We start from the raw sequence: 15,521 nt of genomic DNA, 5'->3' as shown, positions 1-15,521 counted from the left end.
TCATAGGACGGACGTTGACCGGCGGGCACCACACCATGATCAACATCTCGTTGCCTCGATCAACGAACCACGCCGCCGACGACCTGACCAGTTACTCTTCGAGGACGTCCTGCGGCCGCGGCTGGGCTTGAGGCGTGACGCGAAGAGGGTTCTGGCCCGCTACACGACCCCACTGCTGCGGTCGAGCGAGACCTTGGAACGACAGATCAACAACTTTGTGCGAAACGTCGACAAGGATTGGTACCGCACGTCGGAATACTATCGGTTGAGCACCCTTTACTGCTTTGCCGAGTATCTGGGCTGGGTGCGGTTGATCGAACGCCGTTTCGGCTTCATCTCCATCGAGCACTCGCGGGCCGGTCGCCGGCTCGACGCTCGATTGAACGGTCTGTTCGGCGCGATGGCGAGCTTCCGGTACTTCCGGTGGGCGACGGCCGCGGCCGGGGATGCGGTCGACAGGTCGGGGATACCACGACGGCTGCTGGCTGCGATGGGCGAGGTGATGATCGTCCGTCAGGAGGTTGGTGAAACGCCGATGGAGTTCTCCGATTTCTGCGTTCGGCACGCGAATGATCGACAGTTTCAGCGTTGGTTCCGCGAGCTCGATGCGTTCTTGGAGTCAGCGGACAGGGATCCGCTCCGGTGGGACAGACTCATTGTGGCGGGGGCGAACCTTCGTGCACTCGTGGCTGAACTGGATGCCAGTGGCGCGGTCGGACGGCGGGCCGCGCCGGTGAATATCGACCTTCTCCACCACGAGGAGATCAAGGATCAGGTGCGCACCGAGTTCGCCTATCTGCTGAACCGCCCGGCAGAAGCGACGAGGTTGGCGGTTCGGCGTCGACTCAATCGCATTCACGATACTCGCTCATGACCACTTCGTGGACCGATCAGGTCGGCCCAGCTGCCAAACAGGATGTCGCGAGTCTGCTCAACGTCGCGCTGGACATCACGAGCGCCTCCCTTCGCGGAGGAAACGTCTCGCGTCACTTCCTGGTCTTGATGGACCTCGAAGGAGAGCTCACGGTACGGATGGGTTATGGCACGAATGATGTCGGCGTGCTGGTCGAGCCGGTGTTGGACAACTATTCCTCGCTCCGCGCAATCTTGTGCATTCAGGACTGCGGCGACCAGAACAGCCCGAGGCTGCGCGGTTTCGGTGACCACAGAGACTCACCCCCATTCGACTGCGACATCGACTGGCGCGAGTCAGGCTGCTCGTTGCTCGAGGTAGTCTCGTCTCGGATCTCAGCCTCGGACTGGTGGCTATTCGAATGATCCGCTCCGATCGATGTCGGCGCTGTCTTGCGCCATTGACCGACGTCGATCTGACGCTCCTGGGGAAACATTGGCTGCGCGATGAGGACTCGCGCCCGGGCACGTTCTCCGGCAAGAGGTGCGAGGAATGCGGATGGAACAACCTGGTCGCGCTCGAGCACTTCTATGACATCGACCTCGCCGACCTGGCGTCAGAGGTCCACCTCCGCTCTATCGATCTTTCCGACACCGACGACCGCGAAGACATCTTGAACCGGGTCCGGCTGGCGCGCGCCACAGTCGGATCGAGGATACGAAACCTCGTGCTCGACCATCCGTCGTGGGCCATCGCCTGGCTGGTTGCCATGATTGCCGGCGTCGACATCAAGCGGTCGACCGACGACGCGAACAGAGTTCTGGCCGTGCAACAGGTCTACGCCTGCCTGGTAAGCGCCGGGCCGATCGACCTTTCCATGTTCGCGGCGGGAACGCTCGCTCCGGATGTCTGGGTGGACCAGATTGCACGCCTGACTCAGACCATGTCGCGGCTGTCAGGCGCCATTCTGGAACTTGGCTCGGCGACCGCGAGTGGCGCCTCGATAGCCTCCGGCAGGCTGCGCCTGGTCCCTTCTGACGACTTGATCTGGATGACGGAGGTAAACCTCAGTCGCGTCGAAGACCTCGACCGTGGGTATCACCGTGACCTTGTGCAAACCGTCGACGACGTCGAGGAGGTGGTCTATGGCGCCTCTGCTCGGTGCCTCCTTCTCCAGTTCATCGGATCCGGGAGTGCGGTCGGCATCGCTCGAGCAACCGCCGTCCCCGGTGTCCTGGTGGTGGATCTCGAGTCACCTGACCAGACCGCCACACTGCTGAACCGCTCCATGGTGCTCACCTTCGAGCGGTGGCGCTCTCGTACCGTGCCGTCCTTCTTCTCTGCCGATCCGCGACGAGTCCATCGGACCGAGCAAGCGCTGCTCGTGCAGGCCAGTAGCGCGAACTGGCTCGGCTTCGCGCCTCTACTGCATGCCCAGATGGACAGCGTCTCGGTCGGGCTGACCTCCATCGGTGTGCTCGCACAGGCCTACGGGCAGGCCGTTGCCGCCATCTCGAGTCGCCTGCACCTGGCCTCGAATGTCGCTGCTGTGGACCGCGGACTCGACGTCGCGGCGGTTCGGGCGAAGGCACGCGACGTACACAGCGAGTTCGAGAGGGCGGCCGCAGCCGAGTGCACCGCTGGAGGGGTCCCGTCGATGAGCGGGGTCGAGCTTATGGACGGCAAGCGCCTACCTTGCGGGGAGATCGACATCCTCGGCGGCTGCGTCGGGCCGCGAGGGCCGGTCCTGCTGGTCGGAGAATGCAAGAACTTCGATTTCACGTTCTTCAAGGACCTAGGCCCCGACCAGGCACGCAGCCTGATCCGCAAAGGCACAGACCAGGTGATCAGAAAGCGCAGCTGGGTAGGGCTGAATTGGCCGAGGATCACCCGGTCGCTGCAGCTTCCAAGCATTGAGCCCGAGGTTCTGGCCGTGATCGTGACCAGGACGATCGCCGCGCCCGCTGAGCAGGACGGCATTCCCGTCCTCGCCATCGCCGAGCTCGCCAGCCTGGCCACACTGGTCGCGACCATGCCTTCCGACACATGGCCAAGGCACGTCCGCCGAGGCACAGTGGCCGCCGCCGACCTCTAGATGTGCCCGCCGTGGCGCACCCGGGGCTCTACCTTGAGGGGGCTAGCACACGAGCGAGCCATGAGCGTCGCGGATCTCCGGCAGTCTGGCATCCGGGTCAGCCGGCGGCAAGGACGCCACGGAGCGCCGAGATGGGCGGGGCGAAGAAGTAGCCGCCGCCGGTGGGCGTGACGAGGTCCTCGCGGAGCTCGATCGTGATCGTCGAGCCATCGGCGGCCGGGAGGTCGACCGTGCGCCGACGGTCGCCCCTCAGGTCGCGCTGGCCGATGATCGGGTCGACGCCGCCGACGTTGGGCTGCACCGGCGAGTTGGCCCAGCGGCGGGTGACGAACTCGAATTGGTCCTCGATCGACGCCATGTACGCGGCGAACAGCAGGCCGCGCTCAGCTGCCGCCAGCTCGGGCGACGGGTCGGCGATGCCGGCGATCGGTTCGCCGTAGGGGATGCCGCGGCGCAGCATCAGCCGCAGGAATGTGTCGGCGGGTGCGCCGAAGTCGGTGCCGCTGTCGCGCGAGTTGACTTTGCGGATGTGGGCGGCGAACGGGCAGACCTGGCCGAGCAGGTCGCCGGTCGCGGGCCGGTGCGTGTCGCCGGGGTACCCGGGCAGATCAACCAGCGCGGACGGGCGGGTCTCATCGTCGAAGAGGAAGTGGTTGTTGGCGAACTCGTCGCCGGCGAGGGTGGCGTCGTCCGCATCGGGCGAGCGCATGAGCGGAGCCCCGCTCGGCCAGCGACCGACGAGCATCGACGCGACCCTGACCGGGGTCGTGCCCATCGTCGTGGCGGCGGTCGTTGCCAGCTCCCAGAAGCCCATGACGTCCTGCTGGAGGCGCCGGCACACCAGGTACGAGCCGCGCCGGGCCCAGTCGGGAAACGCCCGGGCGGGTGGGGCTGGGACCGTCGGGTCCTGATGGTGCTGGCGGGGCTCGCCGAGCAGAAACTGCCCGGGCCACACAAGCGGCTGGCCAGGCTTGGCGAAGAGGTCAGCGTGGGGGTCGTCGGCGTCGAGGAAGCGGGGCGTGAGGCGGTCGTCCGGCGAGGTCGCCCGCCGGCCGCGCACGCCCGGCTGGGAGATGCCGTCCTTGAACCCGAAGTGCTCGTGGCCCTGGAAGTTCCCGGGGAGGGTGTCGCCGCGCTGACCGAAGATCAGCGTGATGCCGTGGGCGCCGGCGTGGTCGAGGATCTCGTTCACAACGGCGTCCAGGTCGTTCGGGTCGTCGGCGGCGACGATCACCAGGGCGTCGGCCTCGTTGTCCGGGCCGCCCACGACCCAGTTGGCACGCTGCCCCGGGTGACCAGGGTCGGTCGGATCGCCCAGGTAGGTGGACCGCTCGGCCAGGCCCTGTCGGAAGCTCTGTTCGCCGAAGGCGTTCGCGTCGGTTTTGCCGGCGAGGGCAGCGATGGCCGGGAACGAGAACGCGACCGCAGTCCAGGTGGCGATGAGTCCGGGTTCACGCACGCCGAGGCGTAGGCGCAGCGCGCGGAACTCCCGCCGGAAATCCAGCACCTCGTCCATCGCGGTGATGCGAGGCGCCAGCCAGCCCACCCACTCGCGAGCGCCGTCGATGCCGCCGAAACGCAAGAACAAGAAGTGCTGGTGGTCCTTGTTGAACCCCGGGATGATGTTGCCCTGGATGTCCGCGGCGGCCTCGTCGTCGTACACGGGCTCGTCGGCCAGCGCCTGCGGCGCCCGGGCGCGAACGGCCGACATCTGATCCCCTTCGGCGTCGCTACTCTCGGCAGCGACCGCCTCGGCGCCGCCGGTGCTTGCCGGGAGCTCGATGCCCGAGAGCAGCGCCGTCCGGGTCTCCGCGAGCGCGGCCAGCGCGGCGGCCGCGTCGACGTTCACGGGGCACCCCGATCGATGACACCGTGGGCCGACATGATCACGTGCTCCGCGAGCTGGCCGCCGTAGGCGATGGGGCGGCCGCCGATGCGGATGTCTCCGACCCGGTACCCGGCTGCCGGCGGTACCTCGTAGACGACCCGCAGGGCGGCGCCCCGCTTGCCGCGGACGACGGTCCAGTGGTCACCCACGGGATCGCCGTCAGGATCGGTCCACCCCGAATCGTCCCAGTCGATGATGAGTGGCCCCGGCGGGTCTTCGGTGGCGACGGCGTACCCCTTGCGGTTGATCGACCAGAGATCGATGTTGATCCGGGCGTCTGCGCCGGTCTCGCGGCGGTACGGCAGCGCGTCGTAGCCGTCGAGCGCGGTGCCGGTGCGCTCAGCCTCCTGCGACACGCCGAGCAGGTCCTTCATGGAGTTGATCGGCATGATGTAGTGCACGATGCCGTCTGTGGTGTTCCAGCGGTTCATCGTGTCGTACTTGCCGTTGGCATCGAACAGGTCCTCGGGTCGGACCGCGGGATCGACCAGCTCCCGGTACAGCGCCACGACCCGGTCGGGGTCGACTTTGGCGAGCGTCTTCCAGTACTCGGGCGTCTCGGTCGTGAACGTGACCCGCACGATCGTGCCGCTGGGGTCGCGGTCCACGTGCCACTCGAGGTACTCGATCTGGGTGGACCGATCCTCGCCCTCGGCGAACGCGGCGTCGCGGTCGTCGCGGTGCTTCATCAGCAGGGGTCGCGAGAAGCCGGTCCACGTGTAGGCCCGGGTGGCGGTGACGTCGAGGTCGCGCTCACTGGGATCCACGTAGGCACCAGATCCGCTGAGCGGGGTCGACGGCTTGATCAAGGCAGCTATCGTGGCGTGCCAGCGGTCGAACAACGGCGAGCCGGCCGCGACGTCGCGAAGCGACCCCGGCGTGTCGAACTTGCCCACCCAACTCATGGCCTGAACCCTAAGCCGAGTTGGTATATCTCGGTAGGGCGTGTCGCGGCCGAAGGCGGAGCGTGGGGCGATCCGGCCATCGCCTCGACGCGCGACCTGCGGTCGTTGCGACCCCACCGGTGAGGGCCAGTACCGCTGCCACATCACCCGACCACTCAGCATCCACCTCATTCGACGGACGCACGGCGTACCCGGCTCTCCTGCGATCATGCAGCAGCAGCGCGGCGACAGCGGCGAAATCACAGCCGCTCGAGCGGAACCAGTTCGACAATCTCGCACCTGTAGGCGATATGGGAAAGCGACCCGTTCGTGACCGTTGCTTTCCTACCCGGTGATCGTTTGCGGATTAGCCTGGATACATGGCCACGTACCGGCGTAGCCCCCAAGGTGATGTGGGACTGCAGGCACTCATCGATGACTCGCCGGCGCCCCGGGCACGGATGTCCACGGCCGCGGAAACAACCCTCATCTGTGGGCTCGGCTCGGCGCTCACGGCAACGTTCTCGATCCTGTTCGGTGTGACTCTGGTGCTTGGCACGTTGGCGGTGCTCACCGGCCTGGTCGGTCTGATCACCACCCACCGCCCGGACGTCGCGGGCAGCGCCCTCAACGTGTTGGGCTTCTGCCTCGGCCTCCTCGCGATCGCCGTCGTCGGCATCCGCTACCTAGGCATCGACACCGCGATCGGCGACCCCCTCGTCCCCTGGCTCGCCGAACAACTCCACCACTGGAACGCCAAACTTCCCCAACCCCACTAGTCGCGCCCGCGCGTGCCACGGTGTGCCCGTGCGGCGGTACTGGAGAATCGGGCCGGCGGCGGCAGAGGCATCCACCATTCGCGCACTTCGAGACTGTGACCGACCGGCGACTGGTCTTGGCCGGTCGCGAGGACTGTGTCGGCATCAATGTGAGGCCCTGTGTCGCAGGAACGCACGCAGACGCTTGAGCGGCCAGGTGTTGATGACGTCGTCCGAGGTGACCCAGCCCCGTTGCGCCGTACCCACGCCGTACCGCAGGAAAGCCAGGTGTACTTCCGCGTGGGCGTCGGTGTCGACGGCGAACTTCACGCCACGCTGCCGGGCCCGGGTGATGAGCGTGTCGGGGAGGTCGAGCCGGTCCGGGAAGGAGTTGATCTCCACGGCGGTCCCAGTGCGGGCGCAGGCGGCGAACACCTCGTCCCAGTCGACGTCGATCGGCGGCCGCTTGCCGATCAACCGCGCAGTGGGGTGGCCGATGATGTCGACGTACGGGTTCTCGCAGGCCCGGACCAGCCGTCGCGTCAGCTGGTCCCGTGGTTGGGTGAAATGCGAGTGGATCGACGCGACACACAGGTCGAAACCGGCCAGGAACTCCGGTGGCCAGTCGACGTCACCGTCCGGATCGATGTTCAACTCCGTGCCGTGCAACAGCCGCATACGCGGCCGGCGTGCCTGGAGCTTCCGCACCTGCTCCCGCTGGGCCAGGATCTTGTCGTCCGACATGCGTTGCATGAACAGATTCGGAGCATGGTCGGTGATCGCGTAGTAGCGATATCCGCGCGATGCGGCTGCGGAGACCATGTCGTCGGCGGATGCCAGCCCGTCGGTCAGGTTGGTGTGGGTGTGCAGGTCGCCCCGGATGTCGCGTTCGGTCACGACCGCAGGAAGCTCACCACGCCGTGCGGCCTCGACCTCTCCCCTGTCCTCACGCAGCGTGGGCGGAATCCATGGCAGGCCGAGCCGCTCGTAGACGTCTTCCTCGGTCTCGGACACCACCAGATCGCCGGTCTCGACATCGAACAAACCGTACTCCGACAGCTTCAGGCCCGCGCGTTGCGCGATCTCGCGGATCCGGATGTTGTGCGGCTTCGAGCCGGTGAAATACAGCAGCGCCGCGCCCCACGCGTCCGGCGGTACGACGCGGAGGTCCACCTGCAGCCCTCCCGTCGTACGGATCGAGGTCTTCGTCGGCCCGTGCGCGATGACTTCCGGCGCCTCGGCGAACGAGACGAACGCGTCCATCAACGGCTCCGCATCGCTCGACGCAGCGAGAACGTCGATGTCCCCGATGGTCTCCCGCATCCGCCGCAGTGATCCGGCGTACTCGCATCGCCCGCACTCGTCCAGCGCCGCCAGGTGGCCGACGACCCGGTCGGCCAGACCCATCGCGGCGTCCAGCGACACCCGGCCCGCCGCATGCTTCAGGAGTTCGATGCCGTGCAGGATGTTCTCCTCCGCCTTCGGGCCGAACCCACGCAGCCCGCGGAGCTCTTCCGCGCGGACCGCCTGCTCCAGTTCTGCGACCGATGAGACGCGCAACTCCTCGTACAGCTCGAGCGCCCGCTTCGGCCCGAGCGTGGGGATCTCCGTCAGCGCCCGAACACCGGCCGGTACCTTCGCCCGAAGTTCCTCCAGCGCGCCGATGGTGCCGGTCGCGACGTACTCACTGATCTTGCCGGCAATCGACTTGCCCACGTTCGGGATCGCCTGCAGATCCTTGATGTCCAACCCGGACACCTCCGTGGGGCACCCGCCGACCGCCCGTGCGGCCTTGTCGTACACGCGCACCTTGAACTGCTGGCCGCCGGTGATCGCGAGCAGTTCGGCGTACTCCTGGAGTACTGCTGAGATCTCCTGGTTCGTCGCAGCCGCGCCACCCGCAGGTTCGGCCGGACGGCGCGGCCGGTGCGACTTGTCGCGCTGAGTAGCCATAACGACCTCCCCAACACCAGTGCCCAGCGGGCGTCGCAACACAACACCGAGAATGGAACTGTGCCAACGAGGAACGACCTGCCTGGCGACGATCAGGCCGGACGACTGGAGAGGCTCGTGACGGCGGCTCGTCTGGCCGGTGTGGACGAACCACGGGTACTCGACGCGATACGCAGCGTGCCTCGGGCAGCCTTCGTGCCAACGGAGCAGGTCGAGTTCGCCTACGACGACGAGCCCGTGCCGATCCCACACGGCCAGGTGACCACCCAACCCTCGCTGTCCGCCCGGATGGTCCAAGCACTTCGGCTCACCGGAGCCGACCAGGTCCTCGAAGTCGGCACCGGCTACGGCTACCAGACCGCGCTGCTTGCTCGGTTGGCGTCCTTCGTCACGAGCATCGAACGATGGCCCGACCTGGCCGAGCGGGCTCGGCGCAACCTCGCGGCACAAGACATCGAGAACGTGCACATCGTCGACGGCGACGGCACCGAAGGCGTGCCCGAGGCAGCGCCGTACGACGCGATCCTCGTGTCGGCCGCCTTCCCGCAGGTCCCCGAAGCACTCGTCGACCAGCTCCGCATCGGCGGCCGTCTGGTGCAGCCGATCGGACCCGGTGGCGCCGACGAAGTGACTGTGTTCGAGCGCAGCGCGGAAGGTCTCGTGTCGCGCGGGGTGGTGTGTCACGCCAGATTCGTGCGCCTGTACGGCCGCCACGGCTACCAGTGACAGCCCGGGCTGTCCGGCACACGGTTGCGCGAGGCGCTTTGCACTGTCGGGAACGGGGTACTTTGCGACGCGGGGTGCGGCGCCCGAGTCGCGGGCCGACGGGATCCACTACCCAGGCACGTACGCGGCGGGCTGTTACAACCGGCTGGTCAGCCGGGTGGCCCGGAGGGAGGTCGAGAACGAGGATCTGGTCAACCTTCCCAAATTGGCTGTACCTGGGCTTCCGCGCCGCGGGTGGCCGGCGGCGGGAGCAGCTGAAGGTGGCGATTCGGCGGTGGTTCGCCAAGCATCACGGGACCTACGGGTCGCCGCGGGCCACAACCGAACAACAAATCTCAAGTCTCCACGATTTCAGGGGATTGCCGGCCTACGTCTCCGGCGGGGCGTGCGGTGAGAGCATGTCGTGCCGAGTGTGGTCGGCGCTGCGCTGACGGCGGCGCCGTGACGTCCGCAATGATCGAAATCCGTGTTGCTAGGGGTTGCCAGTGTCTGTGGATGATGTGCGGGAAGTGTCGGCGCGTGGCTCGGTCTGCAGCCACAACACGGCCGCCGGTCGCTGGGTGACGCGGTCGGTCATTGCGCTCACCACCGGCGCCTGGTGAAAGCTCATGGGTGTGGGACCGGGGTGATGCGGCGGCCCACCGCGGAAGTGTCGTCCTAGGAAGGACAGGCGGCGGAAATGGTCGTCGCCGCTGGTTCGATGGTGTGGATGGCGGGCGGTCGCATCACCGGGTCAGGAGTCTCGTCGATTTCGGATGTACTCACCTCCTCACCGGCACAATCGGTCAGGTAGGTCGCTCCAGCGCCGCGGAGGACTGCGCTCGCGGGCATGCGGCCGTCGTGTCGGCGCGAGACCGGGTGTGATGCCGGGCCGGCGCGGCCACCTGGACGGTGGTTGCGCGTTCCATCCCCCAGCTGGTGGACTTGGCTTGTCGAGGGGAGGTTCGTACGGCGAGTCCCAGCACTCTGCGATCAAGGCATCGAACTCGGCGCGCACCAGATCGCCATCGTCGAGCGCAAGGTCACGGAAGACCTCGGACTCGTCGAGTACCTGCTGTGTTGTCACCGTCATCGATCTCACCCCATCGACAACGAGCCCATGGCACGGCTTGTCGCCGGGTCAGGCGTCGATCTGCTTGCGGTCGCTGTCCGCGCTCGCAATCGCGATCTTGCGCGGCTTGGCCTCCTCGGCGATCGGAATCTTCAGCGTTAGTACGCCGGCTTCGTAGCTGGCCTCGATACGGTCGGCATCGAGGGTGTCACCCAGGAACAACTGCCGGGAGAACACCCCGAGCGGACGCTCGGAAACCTGCATCTGAACGCCCTCACCGCGCTCCAACGGCCTGCGCTCGGCCTTCACCGTCAGCACGTTGCGTTCCACGTCCAGATCGATCGCATCCGGCGAGATGCCAGGCAGGTCGAACGAAACGACGTACTGGTCGCCTTGCCGGTAGGCGTCCATCGGCATCGGGGTCGGCCGTGACCACGTGCCCTGGCTTCCGAAGAACTGCTGGGCAAGCCGGTCGATCTCCCGGAACGGGTCGGTGCGTATCAACATCGTCCTGCACCTCCTCAGTCGTCGACTCATGGACGCTGTCAATACCTACTTCCCTTATAACATGTCAACGGATTGCTGACAAGGCTGACATGTCATCCAATCGCTGACATGATGGATCTGCAGATGAAGGAGGTGACGCGTGGCAGCCACCAACACGCCAGACGACGCGCATACCCCGGCTTCGGCCGCGATCGCCGCCGTGGAGCAAACCGTCCGGCAACTCGCACCAGTGGCGGATGCCCAATTCGCTCCGGGGACCGGGGCGGTGAGCTCGATTGACGTCCTCGCCGCGCTGGCGGAGCTGCGGGTCGTGCAGGGCAAGCTTGCGGCCTGGGAGCCGCTGCTCATCGGCGCGGCCCGGGACCGGGGGGTGAGCTGGGCCGCGATCGCTCCCGCGCTCGGCGTGGCCAGCCGTCAGGCCGCTGAACGCCGCTACCTGCGGCTCAACCCGCACGCCACAGACCAGGAAAGTATGACCGGGGAGCAACGTGTCCAGGCAGCCCGCGGCCGGCGGGCCGGTGAGCGCGCCGTCACTCAATGGGCCCGGGACAACGCGGCCATGCTGCGTCGGCTCGCCGCCCAGATCACCGCGCTCGACGACCTCGACCCCGCCACCCAGCAGAGCGTCGATCGGGTCCTTCACGCGCTCGGCGAAAGCGACACCGCAACCCTGCTGGCGCCGCTGGCCGAGGCCGGAGCACAACTCGAAGACAACCACCCCAGACTGGCCGGCCAGGTTGCCGACATCAACGTCACCACCGACCAACTACGCAACCAACAGATCAACACGGCAGAGTGATCAAGCTGGCCGCCAGCCTGACCGGCCCAGCGGTCACCGGTGTTCTGGGCTATGCACTAGTGCTCGCCGACCGGGGCCGCCGCGGTCAACTGCGCGCAGGTAGAGCGCGGACACCGGAGCCGAGATCCGCGAAAACGTCGATCACCGGATCACCACCGAACCAGCGGGGTGTCACCCCGGATCGCCTATGTCACCAGGCGCCTGAGCGAATCGCCCGGACCGGTGGTCGCCGTGTCGCACTGGATGCGGGCAGTGCCCGATCAGATCGCACCTTTCGTCCCCCGAACCTGGGCCTTGCTGGGCACCGACGGATTCGGCCGGTCCGACACCCGAGCCGCCCTCCGCCGCCACTTCGGCGTCGACGCTCCATCCATCGCCCTCCGGGTGCAGCCGCAACTAGCCGGCTGCGGCGAACTGGACGCCTGCGTGCCTGGCGAGGCACAGAGGACCTACGACCTGGACGCCCACACCAACCATCCCGGCACCGGCCCTGGCCCAGCTCAGTGAGTGCTACGCGGGGGCGGCCGCGGGGCACACTCGTCTCTCCAGGAGGAATCATGCGTGTCTTCGTTGCCGGGGCAACCGGCGTCAGCGGTAGCCGCTTGGTTCGGCGATGCAAGAGGTGAGGTCCGCGACGCGGGCGCCGCAGTCCACGTCAGCGTCGCCTGCGGGTCTGCTTGGCGGGTGGTGAGGCTCGGTTGAGACGGGTGGCGATGGGGCCGATCACTTTGTGCAGCTCCGCCGGTTCCTCGATGTCGAAGTCGAAGCCGAGCAGCGCGATCCAGACCGCCATCTGTTCGAGGGACGGCGAGCCGACGATGAGCCGACAGGTGCGGTCGTCGATCGACTCCACGACGCCCGCGGTCGGCGGAACCACCTCCTGCACCTCCGCCGCCGGGGCGTGCAGGACGAAGCGGCCCTGAACCCGGTAGACCGATGTAGAGATGCCGGTCGAGGTGAGCCGCGCGACGTCCGCGTCGGAGAGATCGCGCGGCTTGAACCGTGGACCGGTTGGGATGCGCGGGGACATCCGGTCCACCCGGAATGTCCGCCAGTCGTCACGATCGATGTCCCAGGCAACGAGATACCAGCGCCGACCGGTATGCACCAGCCGGTGTGGCTCGGTGGTGCGGATGGTCGATGCACCGCCCTTGTCCTGATAGCCGAACCGCAGCCGCTCGTGATCCCGGCAGACCGCCGCGACCGCGGTCAGCACCTCCGGGTCGACAGTCGGGGCACCACCGATCAGCGGGACTGTCACCTGCTGCAGGGCTTTGACACGGGGACGGAGCCGCGACGGCAGCACCTGCTCAAGCTTGGCCAGAGCCCGCAGCGAGCTCTCCGCGATACCGGCGACGGTGCCACCGGCGGCGGTCCGCAGACCGACCGCGACCGCGACGGCCTCCTCGTCGTCCAACAGCAGTGGCGGTAGTTGCGCACCCGCACCCAGTGCGTAGCCTCCGGCAACACCCAGCGTCGCATTCACCGGATACCCGAGGTTGCGCAGCTTATCAACGTCGCGGCGCACCGTCCGGACCGTCACACCGAGCCGCTCCGCGAGCTGCACGCCGGTCCAGTGCCGTCGCGACTGCAACAACGACAGCAGCGTGAGCAGTCGTCCCGAGGTCTCGAGCATGACCTGAATTCTGCCACCGAAAGAGGACCGAAGCTGTCCTGCTTCGATTCTAGAGTCGAGATATGGAGAACAACACGGACATCCGCATCTTCCGCATCGACATCCCGCAGGCCGACCTCGACGACCTCCGCTCGCGCATCGCCCGTACGCGTTGGGCCGCTGAGCTCACCGGAGCCGGCTGGGAGCGCGGCGCCCCGGCGTCGTACTTGAGGGAGCTCGCGGACTACTGGGCATCGTCCTACGACTGGCGCAAGCACGAGGCCGAGCTGAACAGCTACCCGCAGTTCGTCACCACCATCGACGGAGAGGATGTCCACTTCCTGCACGTCCGATCGGCGGTCGAGAGTGCGACTCCCCTGCTGCTGGTGCACGGCTGGCCGGGCTCAGTCGTCGAGTTCCTCGATCTGATCGGCCCGCTGACCGACCCGGTCGCGCACGGCGGCGACGAGGCCGATGCCTTCCACGTGGTGATCCCGTCCCACCCCGGCCACGGCTTCTCGGGTCCGATCTCCAAGACCGGCTGGAACGACGGACGCACCGCCGCCGCCTTCGCCCAGCTGATGGACCGCCTCGGCTACGACCGGTACGCCGCACAAGGTGGCGACGTGGGCGCCTTCATCCTGCCCGCACTCGGACGGATCGCCCCGGACAAGGTGATCGGGATCCACCTCAACGCGCACGTCACCTTCCCCACCGGCGATCCGGAAGACATGGCCGCACTCACCGAGTCCGAGCACGAGCGGCTCGCCGCGTTCAAGGACTTCCAGGACGACAAGTCCGCGTACATGCAGATACAAGGCACCCGGCCACTGACAGTGTCGTACGGCCTGATGGACTCCCCGATCGCACAGCTCGCCTGGATCACGGAGAAGTTCAAGGACTGGACCGACCCCGCCGCCGAACTCCCCGACGACGCGGTCGATCGCGACCGGCTGCTGACGAACATCAGCATCTACTGGTTCACCCGTACTGCGCTGTCGTCGGCCAACTCGTACTACGAGCGGTTCCACGACGCCTCCGCCTGGGCACCGAAGGAACGCTCAACCGTGCCAACCGCGGTCGCGGTGTTCACCACCGACGTGGCGATCCGGCGATTCGGCGAGAAGACCGACACCATCGTGCGCTGGACCGAATTCGAGCGAGGCGGTCACTTCGCGGCGATGGAGGCGCCCGATCTGCTGCTCGGTGATGTCCGCGAATTCTTCCGCTCGCTGAGGTAATCGCAGCCACCACGGCGCCGTACGGATCGTGTCGGCGTACTGCACCAAGACCTCGGTGGAGTACGCCGCCAGACCGGCCTGCTGGCAGGCGTCAGGGCTGCCACACCGGGTCGGCACAACCGGCGGGGAGTCCGCCCCACTGAGGTTGTGCCGACCCGGCAGTTCCGGGGACCGCGGTCAAAGCTGCGCCGGGCAGACCTTTTGCCGTGGCGGACAGTGGCTCAGCAATACCGGCTGACTCGGCGGGCTCGGGCGGGGTCGACCGCTCCAGGAACCGGAGCAGCTCGACGGGGAAAGGCAGCACCAATGTGGAGTTCCTCGGCAGCGACCTCGACGACGGTCTGCAACAGGCGCAACTGCAGGGCGGCCGGCACCCGACGGACATGGGTGCGACCCTCGCCGGGGTGGCGCAGTTCGGTGACCGCCGCTAGGCCACCACCTGCGTGGCGAGTGGCACCGAGGTATCCGCGAGCCGGTCCAGGTCGACCGGTTGCCTGCTGCGAATCAGTTCCTGAACGGGCGCGATGCCGTCGTCCCACAGGTTGACCTGCATCCCCGCTACTACTCGGTCATCGGCCACCCAGAACGCGTGGAACGACTGCCCATCGACATCGCCGCGGGTGACGAGCCGGTCGTAGCCGCCCGGGCCGAACCAGCCGGAGAACTCCATCCCCACGTCGTAGTGGTCGGTGAAGAAGTATGGAAGCCGGTCGTAGTTCACCTGCTGACCGAGCATCGCCTTCGCGGCGACCGGCGGTCCATGCCGCAGATGGAGCCCGGTGAAGAACGCACCCATCTCGCTCCCAAGCGCAGCAACCAGAGGCACCTGCTGCGGATCAATGACGGTCACGTCACAGCCGTACTCGCGGGCCGCGGCGGCGGTCTCCAGACCGATCCACCCAGCGCCCACGACAACGATCCGGCCACCGTCACGGATCTCCTCGCGAAGCCGATCCGAATCCTCGACCCGGCGCAAATAGTGCACCCCGTCGAGATCAGCGCCGGGCAGACGGAGTCGGCGCGGTGAGGACCCTGTTGCCAGCAGCAACTTCGCGTAGCCCACCCGCTCGCCAGTGTCGAGTTCCACCTCATGCGCGCCGCGGTCCAGCAACGTCGCGCGCCGGCCGAGCCGCAACTCCACCGCATGCCCG

The 15,521-nt window shown here is 67.3% G+C and carries 16 protein-coding genes; 10 read left to right on the top strand and 6 right to left on the bottom strand.

Going from position 1 to position 15,521, the window contains the following annotated elements; all coding sequences use genetic code 11:
* The 3 genes from EV643_RS22240 to EV643_RS22230 form a co-directional block, all read left to right on the top strand.
* On the top strand, window positions 1-874 hold an 874-nt coding region (locus EV643_RS22240; protein WP_238165718.1), incomplete at its 5' end, for a hypothetical protein.
* Window positions 871-1,278 carry a hypothetical protein gene (locus EV643_RS22235; RefSeq protein ID WP_133802023.1) on the top strand — a complete coding sequence of 136 codons (408 nt, stop codon included), beginning with the start codon at window positions 871-873 and terminating at the stop codon, window positions 1,276-1,278. The genes EV643_RS22240 and EV643_RS22235, both read left to right, overlap by 4 nt.
* 35 nt (window positions 1,279-1,313) lie before the next feature.
* Window positions 1,314-2,948 (top strand): hypothetical protein, encoded by a 1,635-nt coding sequence (locus EV643_RS22230; protein WP_133802022.1) that lies wholly within the window; start codon window positions 1,314-1,316, stop codon window positions 2,946-2,948.
* A 97-nt stretch (window positions 2,949-3,045) separates the two neighbouring features.
* On the opposite strand, the gene EV643_RS22225 is transcribed toward EV643_RS22230, so the two are convergent.
* Window positions 3,046-4,797: a Dyp-type peroxidase gene (locus EV643_RS22225; protein WP_133802021.1), complete on the bottom strand. Its 1,752-nt coding sequence runs from the start codon at window positions 4,795-4,797 to the stop codon at window positions 3,046-3,048.
* Window positions 4,794-5,741 (bottom strand): DUF8225 domain-containing protein, encoded by a 948-nt coding sequence (locus tag EV643_RS22220; RefSeq protein ID WP_133802020.1) that lies wholly within the window; start codon window positions 5,739-5,741, stop codon window positions 4,794-4,796. The genes EV643_RS22225 and EV643_RS22220 overlap by 4 nt, the downstream gene beginning before the upstream one ends.
* 359 nt (window positions 5,742-6,100) lie before the next feature.
* Between EV643_RS22220 and EV643_RS22215 the strand changes: the two genes are divergently transcribed.
* A complete protein-coding gene (locus tag EV643_RS22215) occupies window positions 6,101-6,499 on the top strand; it encodes a hypothetical protein (protein ID WP_133802019.1) in 399 nt (132 codons plus the stop codon).
* 144 nt (window positions 6,500-6,643) lie between these two features.
* Here EV643_RS22215 and polX read toward each other — a convergent pair whose 3' ends face one another.
* On the bottom strand, window positions 6,644-8,431 hold the full coding sequence (polX, locus tag EV643_RS22210) for a DNA polymerase/3'-5' exonuclease PolX (protein ID WP_133802018.1): 1,788 nt from the start codon (window positions 8,429-8,431) through the stop codon (window positions 6,644-6,646).
* A 60-nt stretch (window positions 8,432-8,491) separates the two neighbouring features.
* Here polX and EV643_RS22205 point away from each other — a divergent pair, with 60 nt between their 5' ends.
* Window positions 8,492-9,157, top strand: coding sequence for a protein-L-isoaspartate(D-aspartate) O-methyltransferase (locus EV643_RS22205; protein ID WP_255513030.1), 666 nt, complete (start codon window positions 8,492-8,494; stop codon window positions 9,155-9,157).
* Window positions 9,063-9,551 (top strand): hypothetical protein, encoded by a 489-nt coding sequence (locus EV643_RS46965; protein ID WP_202869699.1) that lies wholly within the window; start codon window positions 9,063-9,065, stop codon window positions 9,549-9,551. The genes EV643_RS22205 and EV643_RS46965 overlap by 95 nt, the downstream gene beginning before the upstream one ends.
* A gap of 726 nt (window positions 9,552-10,277) precedes the next feature.
* Here the strand turns inward: EV643_RS46965 and EV643_RS22195 are convergent.
* Complete coding sequence (locus EV643_RS22195) at window positions 10,278-10,715, bottom strand: Hsp20/alpha crystallin family protein (RefSeq protein ID WP_133802017.1); 438 nt, start codon at window positions 10,713-10,715, stop codon at window positions 10,278-10,280.
* Window positions 10,716-10,854: 139 nt separating this feature from the next.
* Between EV643_RS22195 and EV643_RS22190 the strand changes: the two genes are divergently transcribed.
* Window positions 10,855-11,514, top strand: coding sequence for a hypothetical protein (locus tag EV643_RS22190; protein WP_202869694.1), 660 nt, complete (start codon window positions 10,855-10,857; stop codon window positions 11,512-11,514).
* Window positions 11,515-11,682: 168 nt separating this feature from the next.
* Window positions 11,683-12,021 carry a transketolase-like TK C-terminal-containing protein gene (locus EV643_RS22185; RefSeq protein ID WP_440589973.1) on the top strand — a complete coding sequence of 113 codons (339 nt, stop codon included), beginning with the start codon at window positions 11,683-11,685 and terminating at the stop codon, window positions 12,019-12,021.
* Between the two features lie 148 nt (window positions 12,022-12,169).
* On the opposite strand, the gene EV643_RS22180 is transcribed toward EV643_RS22185, so the two are convergent.
* Window positions 12,170-13,150: a helix-turn-helix transcriptional regulator gene (locus EV643_RS22180; protein WP_133802016.1), complete on the bottom strand. Its 981-nt coding sequence runs from the start codon at window positions 13,148-13,150 to the stop codon at window positions 12,170-12,172.
* A gap of 62 nt (window positions 13,151-13,212) precedes the next feature.
* Between EV643_RS22180 and EV643_RS22175 the strand changes: the two genes are divergently transcribed.
* Both EV643_RS22175 and EV643_RS46515 read left to right on the top strand, forming a co-directional pair.
* The gene (locus EV643_RS22175) at window positions 13,213-14,370 is read left to right on the top strand and encodes an epoxide hydrolase family protein (protein ID WP_133802015.1); all 1,158 of its coding nucleotides are present in this window, start codon (window positions 13,213-13,215) and stop codon (window positions 14,368-14,370) included.
* A 308-nt stretch (window positions 14,371-14,678) separates the two neighbouring features.
* Complete coding sequence (locus tag EV643_RS46515) at window positions 14,679-14,801, top strand: hypothetical protein (RefSeq protein ID WP_255513029.1); 123 nt, start codon at window positions 14,679-14,681, stop codon at window positions 14,799-14,801.
* Here EV643_RS46515 and EV643_RS22165 read toward each other — a convergent pair.
* Entirely contained in the window at window positions 14,798-15,511 is a 714-nt protein-coding gene (locus EV643_RS22165; protein ID WP_238165715.1) for an FAD-dependent oxidoreductase, read from the bottom strand. The genes EV643_RS46515 and EV643_RS22165 overlap by 4 nt on opposite strands.
* Window positions 15,512-15,521: the final 10 nt, after the last annotated feature.

This window comes from Kribbella caucasensis, from assembly GCF_004361855.1.
Classification (GTDB): Bacteria; Actinomycetota; Actinomycetes; order Propionibacteriales; family Kribbellaceae; genus Kribbella; species Kribbella caucasensis.
Note: the sequence above shows the minus strand (reverse complement) of the source record. Positions and strands in the feature narration are given on the sequence as shown.